Source organism: Streptomyces sp. ASQP_92, from assembly GCF_025399895.1.
In the GTDB taxonomy this organism is placed as follows: Bacteria; Actinomycetota; Actinomycetes; order Streptomycetales; family Streptomycetaceae; genus Streptomyces.
Genome location: NZ_JAODUA010000021.1, coordinates 1 through 19,192, shown reverse-complemented (window position 1 = coordinate 19,192; position 19,192 = coordinate 1). Strand labels below are relative to the sequence as shown.

16 protein-coding genes are annotated in these 19,192 nt (G+C 71.2%); 12 read left to right on the top strand and 4 right to left on the bottom strand.

Going from position 1 to position 19,192, the window contains the following annotated elements; genetic code table 11:
* The first annotated feature begins 3 nt into the window (after window positions 1-3).
* From mycP to N4G70_RS31120, 4 genes are all read left to right on the top strand, one after another.
* Window positions 4-1,245, top strand: a complete 1,242-nt coding sequence (gene mycP, locus N4G70_RS31135) for a type VII secretion-associated serine protease mycosin (RefSeq protein ID WP_261716116.1) — start codon at window positions 4-6, stop codon at window positions 1,243-1,245.
* A 318-nt stretch (window positions 1,246-1,563) separates the two neighbouring features.
* On the top strand, window positions 1,564-1,980 hold the full coding sequence (locus N4G70_RS31130; protein ID WP_261716115.1) for a hypothetical protein: 417 nt from the start codon (window positions 1,564-1,566) through the stop codon (window positions 1,978-1,980).
* A gap of 130 nt (window positions 1,981-2,110) precedes the next feature.
* On the top strand, window positions 2,111-2,476 hold the full coding sequence (locus tag N4G70_RS31125; protein ID WP_261716114.1) for a WXG100 family type VII secretion target: 366 nt from the start codon (window positions 2,111-2,113) through the stop codon (window positions 2,474-2,476).
* 152 nt (window positions 2,477-2,628) lie between these two features.
* The gene (locus N4G70_RS31120) at window positions 2,629-2,931 is read left to right on the top strand and encodes a WXG100 family type VII secretion target (protein WP_261716113.1); all 303 of its coding nucleotides are present in this window, start codon (window positions 2,629-2,631) and stop codon (window positions 2,929-2,931) included.
* A gap of 150 nt (window positions 2,932-3,081) precedes the next feature.
* Here the strand turns inward: N4G70_RS31120 and N4G70_RS31115 are convergent, their stop codons facing one another.
* Window positions 3,082-3,390, bottom strand: coding sequence for a DUF397 domain-containing protein (locus N4G70_RS31115; RefSeq protein WP_261716112.1), 309 nt, complete (start codon window positions 3,388-3,390; stop codon window positions 3,082-3,084).
* A 121-nt stretch (window positions 3,391-3,511) separates the two neighbouring features.
* Complete coding sequence (gene eccCa, locus N4G70_RS31110) at window positions 3,512-7,477, bottom strand: type VII secretion protein EccCa (protein ID WP_261716111.1); 3,966 nt, start codon at window positions 7,475-7,477, stop codon at window positions 3,512-3,514.
* Window positions 7,478-7,707: 230 nt separating this feature from the next.
* Here eccCa and eccD point away from each other — a divergent pair, with 230 nt between their 5' ends.
* The 6 genes from eccD (at window position 7,708) to N4G70_RS31080 (ending at window position 14,864) form a co-directional block, all read left to right on the top strand.
* Window positions 7,708-9,213: a type VII secretion integral membrane protein EccD gene (gene eccD / locus N4G70_RS31105; protein ID WP_261716110.1), complete on the top strand. Its 1,506-nt coding sequence runs from the start codon at window positions 7,708-7,710 to the stop codon at window positions 9,211-9,213.
* 197 nt (window positions 9,214-9,410) lie between these two features.
* Window positions 9,411-9,701 carry a 30S ribosomal protein S15 gene (gene rpsO, locus N4G70_RS31100; RefSeq protein WP_120721052.1) on the top strand — a complete coding sequence of 97 codons (291 nt, stop codon included), beginning with the start codon at window positions 9,411-9,413 and terminating at the stop codon, window positions 9,699-9,701.
* Between the two features lie 325 nt (window positions 9,702-10,026).
* The gene (locus N4G70_RS31095; RefSeq protein ID WP_261716109.1) at window positions 10,027-12,246 is read left to right on the top strand and encodes a polyribonucleotide nucleotidyltransferase; all 2,220 of its coding nucleotides are present in this window, start codon (window positions 10,027-10,029) and stop codon (window positions 12,244-12,246) included.
* Window positions 12,243-13,622 carry a pitrilysin family protein gene (locus N4G70_RS31090; protein ID WP_261716108.1) on the top strand — a complete coding sequence of 460 codons (1,380 nt, stop codon included), beginning with the start codon at window positions 12,243-12,245 and terminating at the stop codon, window positions 13,620-13,622. The genes N4G70_RS31095 and N4G70_RS31090 overlap by 4 nt, the downstream gene beginning before the upstream one ends.
* A gap of 19 nt (window positions 13,623-13,641) precedes the next feature.
* On the top strand, window positions 13,642-14,394 hold the full coding sequence (gene dapB / locus N4G70_RS31085) for a 4-hydroxy-tetrahydrodipicolinate reductase (RefSeq protein ID WP_261716107.1): 753 nt from the start codon (window positions 13,642-13,644) through the stop codon (window positions 14,392-14,394).
* 17 nt (window positions 14,395-14,411) lie between these two features.
* The gene (locus N4G70_RS31080; protein WP_261716106.1) at window positions 14,412-14,864 is read left to right on the top strand and encodes a hypothetical protein; all 453 of its coding nucleotides are present in this window, start codon (window positions 14,412-14,414) and stop codon (window positions 14,862-14,864) included.
* Between the two features lie 18 nt (window positions 14,865-14,882).
* Here the strand turns inward: N4G70_RS31080 and N4G70_RS31075 are convergent, their stop codons facing one another.
* On the bottom strand, window positions 14,883-15,443 hold the full coding sequence (locus N4G70_RS31075) for a hypothetical protein (RefSeq protein WP_261716105.1): 561 nt from the start codon (window positions 15,441-15,443) through the stop codon (window positions 14,883-14,885).
* Window positions 15,444-15,568: 125 nt separating this feature from the next.
* The gene (locus N4G70_RS31070; protein ID WP_261716104.1) at window positions 15,569-15,808 is read right to left on the bottom strand and encodes a hypothetical protein; all 240 of its coding nucleotides are present in this window, start codon (window positions 15,806-15,808) and stop codon (window positions 15,569-15,571) included.
* A 457-nt stretch (window positions 15,809-16,265) separates the two neighbouring features.
* On the opposite strand from N4G70_RS31070, the gene dapA reads away from it, so the two are divergent.
* Both dapA and N4G70_RS31060 read left to right on the top strand, forming a co-directional pair.
* The gene (gene dapA, locus N4G70_RS31065) at window positions 16,266-17,165 is read left to right on the top strand and encodes a 4-hydroxy-tetrahydrodipicolinate synthase (RefSeq protein WP_261716103.1); all 900 of its coding nucleotides are present in this window, start codon (window positions 16,266-16,268) and stop codon (window positions 17,163-17,165) included.
* Window positions 17,166-17,291: 126 nt separating this feature from the next.
* Window positions 17,292-18,977 carry a ribonuclease J gene (locus N4G70_RS31060; protein ID WP_261716102.1) on the top strand — a complete coding sequence of 562 codons (1,686 nt, stop codon included), beginning with the start codon at window positions 17,292-17,294 and terminating at the stop codon, window positions 18,975-18,977.
* Window positions 18,978-19,192: the final 215 nt, after the last annotated feature.

Below are 19,192 nucleotides of genomic sequence, written 5' to 3'. Positions count from 1 at the left end.
ACCATGGCGTACGCCCTCAAGTCCCTTGCCCTGTCGGCCGCGACGAGCCTCACGCTCCTCACGGCCCCGGCGGCCGCCGCCCCCGCCGACGACGGGGGCGGCGACCAGTGCACCTTCCCCGCCAGGCCGTACCCCGGACGCCCCTGGGCGCTTCAGCGCGTCCTCCTGGACGAGCTGTGGCGCCGCTCGACCGGGAAGGGCGTACGGGTCGCCGTGATCGACACCGGAGTCGACACCAGGAACGCCCAGTTGACGGGCGCGGTCGACGCGGCCAAGGGCAAGAACGTGCTGCCCAGGGACCTCAAGGACGCCAACGACCAGCCCCTGGCGCGCGGCGCCGAGAACGGCACGACCGACACCGTCGGACACGGCACCAAGGTCGCCGGCATCATCGCGGCCCGCCCCGCCGCGGGGACCGGATTCGTGGGCCTCGCGCCCGACGCGACGATCATCCCCATCGAGCAGAACGACGCCGAGGGCCACGGCACCGCCCTGACGCTCGCCGAGGCCATCCGTTACGCGATCGGCGCCGGCGCCCAGATCATCAACATCTCCCAGGACACGGCCAACGCGGTGCAACCGGCGCCCGCGTTGAAGGAGGCGGTCGACGCGGCGCTCGCGAAGGAGATCGTGGTGGTCGCCTCGGCGGGCAACGACGGCCTCGGCGGCAACGTCAAACCGACCTACCCCGCGTCCTACCCGGGCGTCCTCGCGGTCGCCGCGTCCGACCGCAACAACGAGCGGGCGGCGTTCTCGCAGTCCGGCGCGTTCGTGGGCGTGGCCGCGCCCGGAGTCGACATGGTCTCCACCGTGCCGGGCGGCGGCCACTGCGCCGACAGCGGCACGAGCTTCTCGGCCCCCTATGTCGCGGGGGTGGCCGCGCTCATCAAGGCCAAGCACCCCGCCTGGACCCGGCGCGAGATCGTCGCCCAGATCCAGCAGACCGCGGAACGCTCGGTGGCCGGCCACGACCGCCTGGTGGGGTGGGGCGTGGTCGACCCGGTCCGCGCCCTCACCGAGGACGACCATCCCCTCCAGGCCCCGGTCGCCCACGAGGGCGTCACCCCGGCACGGGCCCCGACCCCCGCGGCCCTCCACCTCGGCGAGACCGAAGAACAGCGCACCCGGCGCCTGGCCACGTATGTGGCCACCGGCGTGGCGGTGGTGGCGGCGGTCCTGAGCGGGGCGGCGGTCGCGATCAGGGACGCACGGCGCAGACGCCGGAGGCCTGCGGGGGCGGGGTGAACGCGGGCCGTCCGGGCGGCGGTGGACTCGGCCGCCGGCCGGCCCGCCGCCCCGGGGCGAGCCGAAGTGAGTAGCCGTACTCAGGCGGTGCCCGATGGCCCTTCCTAGGCTTCGGGTGGGGTGGCCGGGACAACTCGCTTGTCCGGGAAGTCTGTTGGGCCTGTGAAGGGGTTTGGCTAGAGTGACCGCGGTGCGACAAGCGGTGTCAATGGGGCGGTATGCGAACGATTCGCACACCGGGACACCGGGGGCGCACCGGGACGGGGTCACGGGAGGGTGTCATGAGGCTTCGCGCCTCCAGGGGCGGAGGCGGCGGTCGTGAGCGATGACCTGAAGAAGGGCCCGGAGGCGCTGAAGACCTTCAAGAAGCGGGTCGAGGCGCTGCACACCGAGTTCGACGGCTCCCACGGCGGCCACACCCACCTCACGACCCGGTGGATCTCCCGCACGTCCTTCAGCGCGGGCGCCGCCGCGTTCCCGGAGGCCGACGGCCTGTTCACCCAGTACCACCGGGTACACGAACGGCTGACGTCGCTGTCGCAGTCGCTCAGTCATCAGATCGAGGCGACGGGGATCGCCGCGCTCGGGGCGGAAAGGGGCACCGACCCCCTCGCGAGGGAGAACGGCACGGGCATCGCCGCCCCGAGGGTGAGGCCGCCCGGCGGAGCACGGGGGCGGGCGGAGGGGGCAGGGCGCCGTGGCTCGGCGGCGGGGTCGTCGCCGGGGGCCTCGTGACCGGGGGCGGCGTCTTCGGCGCCCTCAGAGCCCGGCGCCGCGCCTAGCCGGCCCGGCGCCCGCCGGAAACGGCACCACCATCCCGACCAGCACCAGCACCACCATCACCACCACGAAGGGAAGGCCTGACATGTCTCAGGGACAGCGGGTATCGGACAGCGACATGATCGCGCTCGAGGGGAAGATCCTCGAGCGGTTCGAATCGGTGAAGGGCCAGCTCAATCACCTGCAGAACGTGATCAACAGCCTCGAAGGCGCCTGGGAGGGCATCGGTGCCCACGCTTTCGACCGCAAGCAGAACAGCATCAACAACCAGATGGTCCACATGGGGCGGCTGCTCCTGGACTTCCTGGAGGCGATGAAGGCGACCCGCACGCTCAAGGGCGACACCGAGGAAGAGGTCCGCAAGGCCCTCATGGGCATCGACGTCGTGGACGGCTACAGCCACGACGCGGGCGCCACGAGCGCGATCACCTCGAACCTCAGCACGTACTAGCGCGTACCAGCACTAAAAGGGGGACGCGGCCGGTGCGTACCGGTACGCACCCACGTAACCGGAGCCGTTCCCCCGTGCGCCCCGGCCGCGACCACCGCGGCCGCCGCGCCACCTCCGCAACCAGCTTGTTCACCACAGAGATTGGGGAAGCCATGCCCAGCAGCAACGGCGATGTCCTCGGAGTCAAGTACGGCAGCCTCGAACTGGCCGCCGCTGACATCCGCAAGCAGGCCGACAAGCTCAACCAGGACCTCGACGAGATCCGCGCCCTCGTGGCGCGGGCCGCCCAGAACTGGGAGGGCCAGGCCCACGAGGCGTACGCGACGAAGCAGCGGGACTGGAACAACACCGCCTCCAGCGTCCACACCTCGCTGATGCAGATCGCCCAGGCCGTCGCCGAGGCGGGGCCGACCTACCGCGCCGGGGACCACAAGGCGGCCGGCTACTTCCAGTAGAACGCCGGGGTGTGACGGACGGGGTGGGCACGTGCGGGAGGTGCCCACCCCGTCGTGCCGGGCGGGACAGCGGCGGCGGATCCCATGCGGGCCGCGCCGCCGAGCCGCACCCCTGACTCACCCAGGGCCCGCGGACTCGCGGCGGCCCCGCTACTGCGGAGCCGGGCCCGGCTCGATGCCCCCGTTGCGTACCGACGGCTCCAGGTCGAACTCGCCGTCCCGCGCGCCCAGTACGAACGCCTGCCACTCGGCCTCGGTGTAGCGCAGCACGGTGGTGGGGTCCACGGAGGAGCGCATGGCGACGGCGCCGGCCGGCAGGTAGGCGATCTCCACGCGCTCCTCGTCCTCGGCGGTGCCCGGCGCGCTGTGCCACTCGACCCCCGAGATGTCGAGCGCGTACAGCTCGTTCTTCTCGCGCTCCTTGCGCTCCTGGAGTTCCCTGTCCTGTTCCTCAGCCATGACGGAGCGATTCCTTCCAGACGTGCCGACCCGGACCTGTTCGAGCGGGAGATGGACCACCAACCCGTGGTCCGCTCACCCTACTTGGCGGCGCGGGCCCGCACCGGTGGCTCCCGGGGAATCACTCCTGCGGCATCAACCCCGTCTGGACCAGCGGCTTCCCCCGCTTGCGGGAGACGAACACGCCCCTGCCGACCGGCATCGGGCGGGGGCGGACCCCGGCGAGGATGTCACCCTCGGCCGGGTCGCCGGCCAGGACCACGCCCTGCGCGCCCAGCTCCTTCACGCGCTGGATGAACGGCTCGTACGCGGCGCGGCCCGCGCCCGCCGTGGAGCGGGCGATGATGAAGCGGACGCCGACGTCCCGGGCGAACGGCAGCAGCTCGGTCAGCTTGGCGAGCGGGTTGCCGCTGGACGTCGACACCAGGTCGTAGTCGTCCACCACGACGTACACCGTGGGGCCGCGCCACCAGCTGCGGTCGCGCAACTGCCGCGCGGTCACGTCCGCGCTGGGCGCCCGGCGCCGCATCAGATCGGCCAGGGCGTCCATGTGGTGGTCCATGGCGTTCGACATGGGGATGTACTCGGCCAGGTGCGAGGCCGGGGTCACATCGAGCAGGGCGCGCCGGTTGTCCACCACGAACAGCTTGCACGCGTCGCCCTCGTACCGCCGCGTGAGCTGGGTGATCAGGAGGCGCAGCAGGTTCGACTTGCCGGACTCGCCCTCGCCGAAGATCAGGAAGAACGGGTCCTGCTCGAAGTCGACGAACACCGGCTCCAGGTTGTTCTCGTCGAGCGCGAAGGCGATGCCCCGCTCCGGCGCGGCGTGACCGGGCGGGAGGTCGCCCGCCGGGAGTTCGCGCGGCAGCAGGCGCACCGCGGGCGCGCCCGGCGCCGTCCAGTGCCGGGCGACCTCGGTGGTCAGGGCGGCGGTCGCCTCGGCGAGGCCGCTGTCGGACTGGAGGCCGTCGATGCGCGGCACGGCCGCCATGAAGTGCGCCTTCTGCGGGGACTGGCCCCGACCGGGCACGCCCACGGGGACGTTGGCGGCCACCTTGCGGTCGAACTCGGAGTCCATGGTGTCGCCGAGCCGCAGCTCCAGGCGGTTCATCAGATGGTCCTTGAGGTTGGCCCGCACCTCCATGGAGCGCGAGGCGGTCAGCACCAGGTGGATGCCGTAGCCGAGCCCGCGCGCCGCGATGTCCAGGACGACCTGCTCCAGACCCTCGTAATCGGTACGGAAGTTGCCCCAGCCGTCGATGACCAGGAACACGTCGCCCCACGGCTGGTCGGCCACCGAGACGGTGCCGCGCGCCCGCCGGGCCCGGAAGTCCGCCATCGAGGCGATGCCCGCCGAACGGAAGTACTCCTCGCGGCGGGTCAGCACGCCATACACCTCGGCGACCGTACGCCGCACCCGCTCGGGGTCCAGGCGCGAGGCCACGCCACCGACGTGCGGCAGACCGGCCATCGCGGACAGGCCGCCGCCGCCGAAGTCGAGCCCGTAGAACTGGACCTCCTGCGGCGTGTGGGTCAGGGCGAACGACGCGAGCAGGGTGCGCACCAGCGTCGACTTGCCGGACTGCGGGCCGCCCAGGATCTGAAGATGGCCGGCCGCCCCCGAGAAGTCGCACCACAGCGGGTCGCGGCGCTGCTCGTACGGCTTGTCGACGAGTCCGAGCGGCACGACCAGCCGGCCGGGGCCCTCGTACCCGGGCTGGGTGAGCCCGCGCCCCGGCACCGGGGTCAGGCCGGGCAGCAGCGTGTCGAGCGCCGGCGGGCTGTCGAGCGGCGGCAGCCACACCTGGTGGGCGGCAGGCCCGCGCGCTTCGAGACGGCGCACGATGACGTCGAGCACCGTGTCCGCGAGCGCCTCGTCGGTGCGCGGCGTGCTCGCCGGGCGCGGCCCCGGCACCGTCGGGGCGTACGTCACCGGCACCTCGGCGGCGGTGAACAGCACCGGCCGCCGGTCCACGGGCACCGCACCGCCGAGCGCGGCGGAGCGCTCGGCGGTGCGGTGGACACCGGAGACGTACGCCGCCTTGAAGCGGGTCATCTCGTCGGTGCCGAACTTCAGATACCCCGAACCCGGGACGCTCGGCAGGTGGTAGGCGTCGGGGACGCCGAGCGCGGCGCGCGACTCGGCGGCGGAGAAGGTACGCAGCCCGATCCGGTAGGAGAGATACGTCTCCAGACCCCGCAGCCGCCCTTCCTCCAGGCGCTGGGACGCGAGCAGCAGATGCACGCCGAGCGAGCGCCCGATGCGGCCGATCTGCACGAACATCTCAATGAAGTCCGGCTTGGCGGTGAGCAGTTCGCTGAACTCGTCGATGACCAGGACGAGCGAGGGCACCGGCTGGAGCGGGGCGCCGGCGAGCCGGGCCCGCTCGTAGTCGTGGATGTTGGCGTAGTTGCCCGCGTCGCGCAGCATCTCCTGGCGGCGGTTGAGCTCGCCCCGGATGGAGTCGCCCATGCGGTCGACGAGGGTGAGGTCGTCGGCGAGGTTGGTGATGACGGCCGCGACATGCGGCATCTGGGCCATGCCGGCGAAGGTCGCGCCGCCCTTGAAGTCGGCGAGGACGAAGTTCAGGGTCTCCGAGGAATGGGTCACCGCGAGGCCGAGCACCAGGGTGCGAAGGAGCTCCGACTTGCCCGAACCGGTCGCGCCGACGCACAGGCCGTGCGGGCCCATGCCGTCCTGCGCGGCCTCCTTCAGGTCGAGCATCACGGGCCGGCCGTCCTCGCCCACCCCGATCGGCACCCGCAGCCGCTCGGAGGCGGAACGCGGCCGCCAGGTGCGGGCGGTGTCCACCGAGTCCGCGTCGCCCAGGCCGAGGAGGTCGGTGAACTCCAGGTTGGCGAGCAGCGGTTCGTCGTCGTCGCCGCCCGAGGCCATGCGCAGCGGGGCGAGCTGGCGGGCCAGCGCGTCGGCCGACTCGTAGGACAGCAGGTCGGGCGTGCCCTCGTACACGAGGCCGTGGCCGGACTCCAGGCGCAGCGTGCGCGGATGCACCTGCACCGCCAAGTCGCCGCGCGCGCCCGTGAGTTCGCCCGGTACGACCTCGACGACGGTGACGCCCTGGAGGCCCTCCGCCGAGGCCAGCACCGACATCGGGGGAGGCGACACCCCGTCGAGCACCACGACGATGTGCGGCTCCTCCGGCAGCGGCGCGCCCTCCGGGTGGAAGCGGGGGCGGCCGGCGAGGCGGGCGGCGAGCAGCTCCTCCAGCTCGGCGGCGCTGCGGCTGAACAGACGCCGGCTGCCCGCGCCGTCGAAGAGGCCCGGCGCCTGGGTGTGCGGCAGCCACTTGGTCCACTCCCAGTGCGCCGCCGCCGAGGGCGAACAGGCGACCGCGATCACCAGGTCCTCGGGGGAGTGCAGACAGGCGAGCGAGGCGGTCAGGGCGCGGGCGCAGGCGCGCACCGTCTGCGCCTCGCCGCTGAGGGTCATGTGGTAGAAGGCACGCAGCGAGACCGCCATCGGGAGGTCCTCCACCGTCTGGTGGGTGGCCAGAAACCGCTGCATGGCCCCCGCCGTCAACGGCTCCAACTGGTCGACCGGCGCGGTCTGCGGCGGCACCAGCGGGGTGGCCAGCGCCTGCGGTCCGAGCCCGACGCGCACCTGGCCGAAGTCCTCGTCGCCCGACCGGCGTTCCCACACCCGGCTGCCCTCGGCGACCAGCGCCCAGAGCTGCTCGGGGGAGGGGTGCAGGTAGTACTGCGCGTCACGCTGCTTGCGCGCGACCCGCGCGGCCGCGCGCCGGGTCTGGCCGAGATGGCGCAGATAGTCGCGGCGCAGGTCCGCCAACTGCCCCTGGGAACCCCTGCGATAGCGGACGATCATCGCCACCGACATGGCCACCGTCGAGGCGACCATCACCATGCCCATGATCTTCATGAACGGCTGGGAGTTCGGCATGAAGAAGAACACCACCGAGCCGCCCATGCCCAGCATCGGCAGGAGTTGCATCAGCGCACCCTCCTGCTGGCCGCGCGGCAGCTCCGGCGGAGGCTGGAGGACGACCTCCTCCGTGGGCACCTCGGACGGCAGGGCCCTCGGCGGACGCTTGACGATGATGTGGCTCACAACGCACCAATTCTGTTGACGGTCGGGGAAGTTCAAGCCCGCCGCCCCGTGTCCGGCGAACGCCGACCGCGCTGGGATCCTACTGACATCCGATCCCACCGGCCGGCGATAGGGTGCGCTCTGTTCGCACCAGCACCCGCGCAACCATCCGCGGGAGCCGAACGACCGGGGGGCCGGGCCGCGGGGCGCCGCGCGCCCGCCGCCGCAGAAGAGTTGAGGGGGAGCCGAGGGTGAGCACGACCACCACCGCGACGACGACGGCGGCCGAGCCGAACCGGCCGGCCCAGGGAGCCGGGGCGGGCCTCGGATTCTGCCGGGTGACCATCGTCGCCCCGGACGGCCGCGTCGACGTGGCGCTGCCCGACGACATCCCGGTCGCCGACATCTACCCCGAGATCCTGCGGCTCGCCCAGCAGAGCCCCGCCGAGGGCGCCCCCGTCGGCTACTCCCTGGTGCGCCGCGACGGCACCGTCCTCGACAGCGCCCGCTCGTTCGCCGCCCAGTCGATCCTCGACGGCGAACTGCTCACCCTGCGCCCGTTCTCCGAGTCGCTGCCGCCCGCCGTCTTCGACGACGTGTCCGAGGCCGTCGCCTCCGCCGTCACGCAGGACCGCACCCTGTGGAACGCCGGCCTCACCCGCGCCGCGGGCCTCGTCGCCGGCGGCATCCTGCCCGCGCTGCTCGCCTTCGCGGCCTGGAGCGGCGACCCGCGGCACGACATGCACGGCCTGCCCGGCATCCTCGCCGCCGTTGCCGGGGTGCTCCTGCTCACCCTCGCGGCCGTACGCGCCCGGATCTACGACGACCAGCCCTCCGCCGTCGCCCTCGGCCTCGGCGCGCTGCCCAACATCGCGGTGGCCGGCTCCGGACTGCTGCCGCTGGCCACCCATCACGGCATCGGCCGGCTCCAGGCGCTGCTGGCCTGCGCCGCCGTCCTCATCGCCGCCCTGGTGCTCACCCTGCTCTCGCCCCGCGGCGACGGGCCCTTCGTGGCCTGCGTCCTCGCCTCCGCGGCCGGCGCGCTCGTGGTGTTCGCCGCGATCCTGACCGGCATGGCGCCGACCGGGGCCGCCGCGATCTGCACCCAGCTCGCCGTCGGCGCGCTCGCCTTCCTGCCCGGCCTGTCCATGCGCTTCGCCCGGCTGCCCATCGGCTTCGCCGCCCCGCACAGCGCCCAGCGCGGCGACCTCGGCGACGACGCCGACGTCCGGCCCGTGGACGCCGAGCGCATCGCCGCCCAGGCCCGGCGCGGCCACGAACTGCTCGTCGGCCTGGTCGGCGGCTGCGCCCTGCTCGCCGTCGGGGGCTGCGCCGTGCTCGGCTTCAGCGACAACACCTGGGGCCGCCTGCTCGCCCTGGCAACCGGCGTCGCGCTCCTGATGCGCGCCCACCTCTTCCGCTACACCGCCCAGGTCGCCGCCACCCTCGCCGCCGGTCTCGGCGCGCTCGTCCTGCTCGGCCTCGGCCTGTGCGTCCACGCGCCGCACGACCTGATGGCCGACGCGCTCCAGGGCGACACCGCCGCCCTGGACGTCCGTACGCTGTGGCTGGTCGCCGCGATCGCCGCGGCGGCGGCCCTGGTCACCGCGATCGCGCTGATCGTGCCCCGCCGGGGCGTGACCCCGTTCTGGGGCCGCTTCCTGGAGATCGCCGAGGGATTCGTCCTGCTCACGCTGCTGCCGCTGACCCTGGCCGTCTTCGACGTCTACGCCCGGGCCCGCGCCCTGACGAGCTGAGCGCCCCGGGCCCGGAACGGCCCCCGGTCGGCCGCCACCCGGGGTGCTGGTACGCTGTGTGACGGCCGTTTGTCTACGCGTTTCCGGAGCATCTGGAAGCTGCGCTCATCGGACCTTCGCCTCCGAGTCATGGAAGCCCCCCAGAGATCAAGACCTGGGGCACTCGTGGGCGCATCGAACACTACTGAGGAGTAAGCGTGCCGCTCGACGCCGCTACGAAGAAGCAGATCATGTCCGAGTTCGGCCAGAAGGAAGGCGACACCGGCTCCCCCGAGGTCCAGGTCGCCATGCTTTCCCGCCGTATCTCCGACCTGACGGAGCACCTCAAGACGCACAAGCACGACCACCACTCCCGTCGTGGCCTGCTGATCCTCGTCGGCCAGCGCCGTCGCCTTCTCCAGTACCTGGCGAAGAAGGACATCCAGCGCTTCCGTGCGCTGGTCGACCGCCTGGGCATCCGCCGCGGTGCGGCCGGCGGCGCCCGCTGAGTATGCAGTCGAGGGAGCGGTTCCCACCTTTGAGGGGGCCGCTCCCTTTGCTGTACGTGCGAGACGTACTGAACGCTCAGTAGTCTGGGTACGGACAACAGAACACGCTTCACCGAAGACGCTTCACCCGTGACGAGCGAGCAGAAGCCCTCCTCCGCCGCCGGTCCTCGGTAGTGGCCCCCGGAAACATGGAAGACCGGGTGCTTCGATCGAAGACCGGCCCGCCCTCAGGAGCGCTTCTCCGCCGTCGCCCACCGCCTCCCGTGCCACACGGGCCCGGAGGCGAAAAGACGACAATGCAGCCAAGCAAATGGAGAAAACACTAGTGGAGAACGAGACCCACTACGCCGAGGCCGTCATCGACAACGGCTCCTTCGGCACCCGCACCATCCGCTTCGAGACGGGCCGCCTGGCCAAGCAGGCCGCCGGCTCCGCCGTGGCGTACCTGGACGACGACACCATGGTGCTGTCGGCCACGACCGCCTCCAAGAAGCCCAAGGACCAGCTCGACTTCTTCCCCCTCACGGTGGACGTCGAGGAGCGGCAGTACGCGGCCGGCAAGATCCCCGGCTCGTTCTTCCGCCGCGAGGGCCGCCCCTCCGAGGACGCGATCCTCACCTGCCGCCTGATCGACCGCCCGCTGCGCCCGTCCTTCAAGAAGGGCCTGCGCAACGAGATCCAGGTCGTCGCCACGATCATGGCGCTCAACCCCGACCACCTGTACGACGTCGTCGCGATCAACGCCGCGTCCGCGTCCACCCAGCTGGCCGGCCTGCCCTTCTCCGGCCCGATCGGCGGCGTCCGCGTCGCGCTGATCAACGGCCAGTGGGTCGCGTTCCCGACGCACACCGAGCTCGAGGACGCCGTCTTCGACATGGTCGTCGCCGGTCGCGCCCTCGAGGACGGCGACGTCGCGATCATGATGGTCGAGGCCGAGGCCACCGAGAAGACGATCCAGCTCATCAAGGGCGGCGCCGAGGCGCCCACCGAGGAGGTCGTCGCCGCCGGTCTGGACGCCGCGAAGCCCTTCATCAAGGTCCTCTGCAAGGCCCAGGCCGACCTCGCCGCCAAGGCCGCGAAGCCGACCGGTGAGTTCCCGGTCTTCCTCGACTACCAGGACGACGTCCTGGAGGCGCTCACCGCCGCGGTCAAGGGCGAGCTCGCCCAGGCGCTGACCATCGCGGGCAAGCAGGACCGCGAGGCCGAGCTGGACCGCGTCAAGGAGATCGCCGCCGACAAGCTGCTCCCGCAGTTCGAGGGCCGCGAGAAGGAGATCTCCGCCGCGTACCGCGCGCTGACCAAGAAGCTGGTCCGCGAGCGCGTCATCACGGACAAGGTCCGCATCGACGGCCGTGGCATCACGGACATCCGTACGCTGGCCGCCGAGGTCGAGGCCATCCCGCGCGTGCACGGCTCGGCGCTGTTCGAGCGTGGCGAGACCCAGATCCTGGGCGTCACCACCCTCAACATGCTCCGCATGGAGCAGCAGCTGGACACCCTCTCCCCGGTGACCCGCAAGCGCTACATGCACAACTACAACTTCCCGCCGTACTCGGTCGGCGAGACCGGCCGCGTGGGCTCGCCCAAGCGCCGCGAGATCGGCCACGGAGCGCTCGCCGAGCGCGCCATCGTGCCGGTGCTCCCGACGCGCGAGGAGTTCCCCTACGCGATCCGTCAGGTGTCCGAGGCCCTCGGCTCCAACGGCTCGACGTCCATGGGCTCGGTCTGCGCCTCCACCATGTCGCTCCTGAACGCCGGTGTGCCGCTCAAGGCCCCCGTCGCCGGTATCGCCATGGGCCTGATCTCGCAGGAGATCGACGGCAAGACGCACTACGTCGCCCTCACCGACATCCTCGGTGCCGAGGACGCGTTCGGCGACATGGACTTCAAGGTCGCCGGTACGAAGGAGTTCGTCACCGCGCTCCAGCTCGACACCAAGCTCGACGGCATCCCGGCCTCCGTCCTGGCCGCGGCCCTCAAGCAGGCCCGCGACGCCCGCCTCCACATCCTCGACGTGATGATGGAAGCGATCGACACGCCGGACGAGATGTCCCCCAACGCCCCGCGGATCATCACCGTCAAGATCCCCGTGGACAAGATCGGCGAGGTCATCGGCCCCAAGGGCAAGATGATCAACCAGATCCAGGAGGACACCGGCGCCGAGATCACGATCGAGGACGACGGCACCATCTACATCGGTGCCCAGGTCGGCTCGCAGGCCGAGGCCGCCCGCGCCACGATCAACTCCATCGCCAACCCGACCATGCCGGAGGTCGGCGAGCGCTACCTGGGTACGGTCGTCAAGACCACCACCTTCGGTGCGTTCGTGTCCCTGATGCCGGGCAAGGACGGTCTGCTGCACATCTCGCAGATCCGCAAGCTCGCCGGCGGCAAGCGCGTCGAGAACGTCGAGGACGTGCTCGGTGTGGGCTCCAAGGTCCAGGTCGAGATCGCCGAGATCGACTCCCGTGGCAAGCTCTCCCTGGTCCCCGTGATCGAGGGCGAGACGGCCGATGAGGCTGAGAAGGACGAAGCTGCAAAGTGACGTCCCGTAGTTCCGCGACGACGGCCCGCCCCTCTTCGAAGGGGCGGGCCGTCGCCCGTACCCAAACGCTTCTGAAGGGCCAGGGCGGCATCGGCACCGTGCGCCGCACGACCCTCCCCGGCGGCCTCAGGGTCGTCACCGAAACCCTTCCCTCCGTACGGTCCGCGACCTTCGGCATCTGGGTCCAGGTGGGTTCGCGCGACGAGACACCGACGCTCAACGGAGCCACCCACTACCTGGAACACCTCCTCTTCAAGGGCACCCACAAGCGCAGCGCCCTCGACATCTCCTCCGCGCTCGACGCGGTCGGCGGAGAGATGAACGCCTTCACGGCGAAGGAGTACACCTGCTACTACGCGCGGGTGCTCGACACCGATCTGCCGCTGGCCATCGACGTCGTGTGCGACATGCTGACCGACTCGCTGATCCTCGCCGAGGACATCGACGCCGAACGCGGCGTCATCCTCGAAGAGATCGCGATGACCGAGGACGACCCGGGCGACTGCGTGCACGACCTGTTCGCGCACACCATGCTCGGCGACACCCCCCTCGGCCGCCCGGTCCTCGGCACCGTCGACACCATCAACGCGCTCACCCAGGCGCAGATCTCGCGCTTCTACAAGAAGCACTACGATCCCCGCCACCTGGTCGTCGCGGCCGCCGGAAACGTCGACCACGCCACCGTCGTACGCCAGGTCCGCAAGGCCTTCGAGAAGGCCGGCGCGCTGTCCCGCACGGACGCCGTCCCCCTCGCCCCGCGCAGCGGCGCCCGCACCCTCAAGGCCGCGGGCCGGATGGAAATCCTCAACCGCCGCACGGAGCAGGCCCATGTGGTCCTCGGCATGCCGGGCCTGGCCCGCACCGACGAGCGCCGCTGGGCGCTCGGGGTCCTCAACACGGCCCTGGGCGGCGGCATGTCCTCGCGCCTGTTCCAGGAGGTCCGCGAGAAGCGCGGCCTGGCCTACAGCGTCTACTCCTACACCTCGGGCTTCGCCGACTGCGGCCTGTTCGGCGTGTACGCGGGCTGTCGCCCCAGCCAGGTCCACGACGTCCTGAAGATCTGCCGCGACGAACTGGACCGCGTCGCGAACGAGGGCCTGACGGACGACGAGATCGGGCGCGCGATCGGCCAGCTCTCCGGCTCCACCGTGCTCGGCCTGGAGGACACCGGCGCGCTGATGAACCGCATCGGCAAGAGCGAGCTGTGCTGGGGCGATCAGATGTCGGTCGACGACATGCTGGCCCGGATGGCCGAGGTCACCCCGGACGACGTCCGCGAGGTGGCACGTGATGTCCTGGGGCAGCGTCCCTCGCTGTCCGTCATCGGCCCGCTGAAGGACAAGCAGGCCGACCGCCTCCACGAAGCGGTCTCGTAACCCCTAAGGAATCAAGCGAATGAGCAAGCTGCGCGTGGCGGTCCTCGGAGCCAAGGGCCGGATCGGCTCCGAGGCGGTACGAGCCGTGGAGGCCGCCGAGGACATGGAGCTGGTCGCGGCCCTCGGCCGCGGCGACACGCTGGAGACGCTCGCCGAGAGCGGCGCCCAGGTCGCGGTCGAACTGACCACCCCCGCCTCGGTGATGGACAACCTGGAGTTCTGTGTACGCCACGGAATCCACGCCGTCGTCGGCACCACGGGCTGGACCGAGGACCGCCTCGCGCAGCTCGGCACCTGGCTCGCCGCCTCGCCGGCGACCGGGGTGCTCATCGCCCCGAACTTCTCCATCGGCGCCGTCCTGACGATGAAGTTCGCCCAGCTCGCCGCCCCGTACTTCGAATCCGTCGAGGTCGTCGAGTTGCACCACCCCAACAAGGTGGACGCCCCCTCCGGCACCGCCACGCGCACCGCCCAGCTCATCGCGGCCGCCCGCGCCGAGGCGGGGGTCGGCCCCGCGCCGGACGCCACCACCACGGCGCTCGACGGCGCCCGCGGCGCCGACGTGGACGGCGTTCCCGTGCACGCGGTGCGGCTGCGCGGCCTCCTGGCCCACCAGGAAGTACTGCTCGGCGCCGAGGGCGAGACCCTCACCGTGCGCCACGACTCCCTCCACCACAGCAGCTTCATGCCGGGCATCCTGCTCGGCGCCCGCCGCGTGGTGACCACTCCGGGCCTCACCTTCGGCCTGGAACACTTCCTCGACCTCAACTGAGCGGCACCGTCGGCCTCATGCGCGCAAAAATCACCTATCTCGTCACGGCCGCCGTCCTGGTCTTCTACTTCGTCCTGGCCGGCAGCCGCGGCGTGTGGCTCCTCGAAGAGGGCACCTGGATCACCGTCACCCTGGGCGTGGCGGTCCTGATCCTGCCCGTCATCGGCATCTGGTTCCTGTGGGCCAACACGCGGTTCGTGGCCCGGGCCAACAGGCTCGCGACGGAGCTGGAGGCCGAAGGCGGCCTGCCCGTCGACGAGTTGGTCCGCAGCCCGGGCGGCCGCGTCGACCGTGACTCGGCCGACGCCGTCTTCGCCCGGCGCAAGGAGGAGACGGAGGACGCGCCGGACGACTGGCGCTGCTGGTTCCGTCTCGCCGTCGCCTACCAGGACGCCCGCGACACCCCCCGGGCCCGCAAGGCGATGCAGCGGGCGATCGCCCTGCACGACAGGAAGCCGGCCCGGGCCTAGAGCGCGAGGACCGCCCGCTCAGCCGGCGCGGTACTCGTCGCCCCACGCCTCCAGCAGATCGGCCGCCCGGTCGAACGCCTCGGCGCGGCCCAGGAAGTCCGCGTTGTGGTCGGTGAGCAGCGGCGGGAGCGTCTCGCCGTCCTGCCGCTCGGCGAGCAGCGCCTGCCCCTGGACGGTGCGCGGCAGGCCCAGCCAGCGCACCGGCTGCTGCACCGTGCGAACGCCGCGGATCCGGGGCCAGGCCACGGTGGTGGTGGTGAAGAAGGCGACCCGGCGCAGCCCGGCCCGGCTGACCCACACCCCGACCCGCAGCAGCCGCAGCGCGGAGGCGATCACCAGGACGGCCACGCCCAGGACCACGATCGCGGCCGCGGGCGCTCCGGCGGCCACGATGACCACCGCGGCGAGCAGCACGAACGAGGCGAGGAGCAGCAGCAGCGCCGCCGCACCGACCCGCCAGGGACCGGGCCGGTAAGGCCGCCGCCAACGGTCGCGGTCGTCGAAGGGCAGGGCGACGTCGTCGGAGTACTCACCGGGTGCGTCGACCGCGCGGTCGGCCGTCAGAAAGGGCAGGGGCACGACTGATCCTCACTCACAAGCACGCTCGATTGGGCTGTGCGGGGTGAGGCTACCGAGGAGGCCACCGTGCGGCCACCTCCGGGGGTCCGGGCGCGCGTCGGCGCGTCCGCGCCGGTCAGCGGCGGTCAACGGCCCTGGGAGGCCTCGGACTGCTGACTGTGCCCGGGGTCCTGCGGGCTCTGCATGGCGGGCATTCCGAACAGCAGCGCGCCAGTGAGCCCGGCTATCACGGTGAGCCCGACCAGCGTCCTGCCGAGGAGCTGACCCGCGCTCGCACGCTGGCGAGGCGGGGGCTCGACGTTGCTGCGGTAGCGGTCGGCCTCGGCGACGAATGCGAACGGAACGGGCTCACGCCGGCGGAACATGGGGGCACATCTCCTTGGGGACTCGAGGGGCTGTCGAACTGTCTGCTGCTTACTGGTACAGACGCACGACACTGTCGATTGGTGCCCGAATTCCCCGAATTGGCCGAAGAATGTGATGACGGCCCGTCAGGGGCGGCATCGCCCGCGCCGACCCGGTCCAGTGGACGGCGTCCGGACGGCGCACCCCGCGCGGACCGCCGGCGGCCGATCCTCGACCCGCGCGCCCGGCGCGAACCGGAGGGGCTGCCGTCCTGCCGGACGACGCCAGGACCCATACCGGCACAGATGTGCGGATACGCCGCGCAAAGTGTCCGTATTGCGGCGTTTCGTGAAGTTCATCTAGGCTGATCAAACGGACCCGGCACTGCTTGAACCCCCGAGCAGGCAGTGCCGGGCTCCCTTTACCACCTGCCCCCGAGGGGGGACCCGGCGCTGAGCAGCGAGTAGCGTGTTACCCATGGCTCCGATCTCCACTCCGCAGACCCCCTTCGGGCGGGTCCTCACCGCCATGATCACGCCCTTCACGGCGGACGGCGCACTCGACCTCGACGGCGCCCAGCGACTGGCGGCCCATCTGGTCGACGCAGGCAACGACGGACTCATCGTCAACGGCACCACCGGCGAGTCCCCGACCACCAGCGACGCGGAGAAAGACCAGCTCGTACGAGCCGTACTGGAGGCCGTCGGAGACCGGGCCCACGTCGTGGCCGGGATCGGCACCAACGACACCCGCCACACCCTCGAACTCGCCCGAACGGCCGAACGCTCCGGCGCACACGGCCTGCTCGCCGTCACGCCGTACTACAACAAGCCCCCACAAGAGGGCCTGTTCCGGCACTTCTCGGCCATCGCCGACGCCACCGAGCTCCCCGTGATGCTGTACGACATCCCCGGCCGCAGCGGCGTCCCGATCGACACCGAGACCCTGGTACGGCTCGCCGAGCACCCCCGGATCGTCGCCAACAAGGACGCCAAGGGCGACCTCGGCCGGGCAAGCTGGGCCATCGCCCGCTCCGGCCTCGCCTGGTACTCCGGTGACGACATGCTCAACCTGCCCCTGCTCTCGGTCGGCGCCTGCGGCTTCGTCTCCGTGGTCGGCCACCTCGTCACCCCCGAGCTGCGCGCCCTCCTGGACGCCCACCTCGCGGGCGACGTACGCAAGGCGACTGAGATCCACCAGCAGCTGCTCCCCGTCTACACGGGCATGTTCCGTACCCAGGGAGTCATCACCACCAAGGCGGCGCTGGCCCTCCAGGGCCTGCCCGCCGGACCGCTCCGCCTTCCCATGGTCGAGCTCACACCGGAAGAATCCAGCCAGCTGGCGCTCGATCTGGCCGCCGGTGGGGTACAGCTCTAACCACAGACTTCACAACTGAATACGCGCCGCAAAACGCGCGAAACCCCATACACAACAGCAAGTGCACGAATGACATACGCGCCACGTGCCCTACAGGTACGTGGCGCGTGTGGTGAGGAGAGTCTTTTGAGTCATCCGCATCCCGAACTCGGCACCCCGCCGAAGCTTCCCAAGAACGGCCTGCGCGTCACACCGCTCGGCGGTCTCGGCGAAATCGGCCGGAACATGACCGTCTTCGAGTTCGACGGCCGCCTGCTCATCGTCGACTGCGGCGTCCTCTTCCCCGAGGAGGAGCAGCCCGGCATCGACCTGATCCTGCCGGACTTCAGCTCGATCAGGGACCGCCTCGACGACATCGAGGGCATCGTCCTGACGCACGGCCACGAGGACCACATCGGCGGCGTGCCGTTCCTGCTCCGCGAGAAGCCGGACATCCCGCTGATCGGCTCCAAGCTGACCCTCGCGCTGATCGAGGCCAAGCTCCAGGAGCACCGCATCCGCCCGTACACGCTGGAGGTCGTCGAGGGCGACCGCGAGCGCCTGGGCCCCTTCGACTGCGAGTTCATCGCGGTCAACCACTCCATCCCGGACGCCCTCGCGGTGGCCATCCGCACCCCCGCGGGCCTGGCCGTCGCCACCGGCGACTTCAAGATGGACCAGCTCCCGCTGGACGGGCGCCTCACCGACCTGCACGCGTTCGCGCGTCTGAGCGAAGAGGGCATCGACCTCCTCCTCTCGGACTCGACCAACGCCGAGGTCCCCGGCTTCGTGCCGCCGGAGCGGGACATCTCCAACGTCCTGCGCAACGTCTTCGCCAACGCGGACAAGCGGATCATCGTGGCCAGCTTCGCCAGCCACGTGCACCGCATCCAGCAGATCCTGGACGCCGCCCACGAGTACGGCCGCAGGGTCGCCTTCGTCGGCCGCTCGATGGTCCGCAACATGGGCATCGCCCGCGACCTCGGCTACCTGAAGGTCCCGGCCGGCCTCGTCGTCGACGTGAAGACGCTCGACGACCTGCCGGACGACGAGGTCGTACTCGTCTGCACGGGCTCGCAGGGCGAGCCGATGGCCGCGCTGTCCCGCATGGCCAACCGCGACCACCAGATCCGGATCGTCCCGGGCGACACCGTGATCCTGGCGTCGTCGCTCATCCCGGGCAACGAGAACGCGGTCTACCGCGTCATCAACGGCCTGACCCGCTGGGGCGCCAACGTCGTCCACAAGGGCAACGCCAAGGTGCACGTCTCGGGCCACGCCTCGGCCGGCGAGCTGCTGTACTTCTACAACATCTGCAAGCCGAAGAACCTGATGCCGGTCCACGGCGAATGGCGCCACCTGCGGGCGAACGCGGAGCTCGGAGCCCTCACGGGCGTCCCGAAGAACCACATCGTCATCGCCGAGGACGGCGTGGTCGTCGACCTGGTCGACGGCACCGCGCGCATCGTCGGCAAGGTGCAGGCGGGATACGTGTACGTCGACGGCCTCTCGGTCGGCGACGTCACCGAGTCCTCCCTCAAGGACCGCCGCATCCTCGGCGACGAGGGCATCATCTCGGTGTACGTGGTGGTGGACTCCAGCAGCGGCAAGATCACCAGCGGCCCGCACATCCAGGCCCGCGGTTCCGGCATCGAGGACTCGGCGTTCGGTCCCGTCGTCTCCAAGATCGAGGAAGCGCTGAACCGGTCCGCCCAGGACGGTGTCGTCGAGCCGCACCAGCTCCAGCAGCTGATCCGCCGTTCGGTCGGCAAGTGGGTCTCGGACACCTACCGCAGGCGTCCGATGATCCTTCCCGTGGTCGTCGAGGTCTGACCCCACGACGTACCTCCGGAGCGGGGCGCCTCGATTTGCATCGAGGCGCCCCGCTCCAGTAGGTTTAGGTCCCCGCCTGAACGGGAACCCGACACGGTCGCGTGTCGCATGGGAACCCTGATCGGGGCGGGAATCCGGCTTCAGAATCTCTGATAAAGTCGGGCCACGCCGAAAGGGAAACGCGAAAGCGAAAACCTGAAAGCGAATCCCCAATT

Bases quoted from the DNA above. Each gene is read 5' to 3' on its own strand.
- mycP (WP_261716116.1), top strand. From the start codon at position 4: ATGGCGTACGCCCTCAAGTCCCTTGCCCTGTCGGCCGCGACGAGCCTC.
- N4G70_RS31125 (WP_261716114.1), top strand. From the start codon at position 2,111: ATGTCTCAGGGACAGCGGGTATCGGACAGCGACATGATCGCGCTCGAG.
- N4G70_RS31120 (WP_261716113.1), top strand. From the start codon at position 2,629: ATGCCCAGCAGCAACGGCGATGTCCTCGGAGTCAAGTACGGCAGCCTC.
- N4G70_RS31115 (WP_261716112.1), bottom strand. From the start codon at position 3,390: ATGGCTGAGGAACAGGACAGGGAACTCCAGGAGCGCAAGGAGCGCGAG.
- dapB (WP_261716107.1), top strand. From the start codon at position 13,642: ATGAGCAAGCTGCGCGTGGCGGTCCTCGGAGCCAAGGGCCGGATCGGC.
- N4G70_RS31080 (WP_261716106.1), top strand. From the start codon at position 14,412: ATGCGCGCAAAAATCACCTATCTCGTCACGGCCGCCGTCCTGGTCTTC.
- N4G70_RS31070 (WP_261716104.1), bottom strand. From the start codon at position 15,808: ATGTTCCGCCGGCGTGAGCCCGTTCCGTTCGCATTCGTCGCCGAGGCC.
- dapA (WP_261716103.1), top strand. From the start codon at position 16,266: ATGGCTCCGATCTCCACTCCGCAGACCCCCTTCGGGCGGGTCCTCACC.